Annotated in this window: 1 protein-coding gene; it reads left to right on the top strand. The window is 54.9% G+C overall.

What is annotated here, in order from left to right:
• Positions 1-408, top strand: a 408-nt coding sequence (locus tag E0L35_RS25825; RefSeq protein WP_249362200.1) for an aminoglycoside phosphotransferase family protein, incomplete at both ends; no start/stop codon positions are given.

The following is a 408-nucleotide window of genomic DNA, read 5'->3' as shown; positions in this document are numbered from 1 at the left end:
CAACCTGTTCTCATTGCGGACACCTTTTCCAGCCTCGTTTGGAAAGTTTCATTGCCAGACGGGACTCCTGCAATCGTCAAGGGATTGAAACCTATAGAAGACATTGCTGATGAACTGCGCGGGGCCGACTATCTGGTATGGCGCAATGGGAGGGGAGCAGTCCGGTTGCTCGGTCGTGAGAACAATCTGATGTTGCTCGAATATGCCGGGGAGCGAATGCTCTCTCACATCGTTGCCGAGCACGGCGACTACCAGGCGACCGAAATTGCAGCGGAACTAATGGCGAAGCTGTATGCCGCATCTGAGGAACCCCTGCCTTCTGCCCTTCTCCCGATCCGGGATCGCTTTGCAGCTTTGTTTCAGCGGGCGCGCGATGATCAAAACGCAGGTTGTCAAACTGACTACGTC

Origin of the sequence: Halomonas sp. ATBC28, assembly GCF_005937175.1 — a bacterium.
Classification (GTDB): Bacteria; Pseudomonadota; Gammaproteobacteria; order Pseudomonadales; family Halomonadaceae; genus Vreelandella; species Vreelandella titanicae.
Note: the sequence above shows the minus strand (reverse complement) of the source record. Positions and strands in the feature narration are given on the sequence as shown.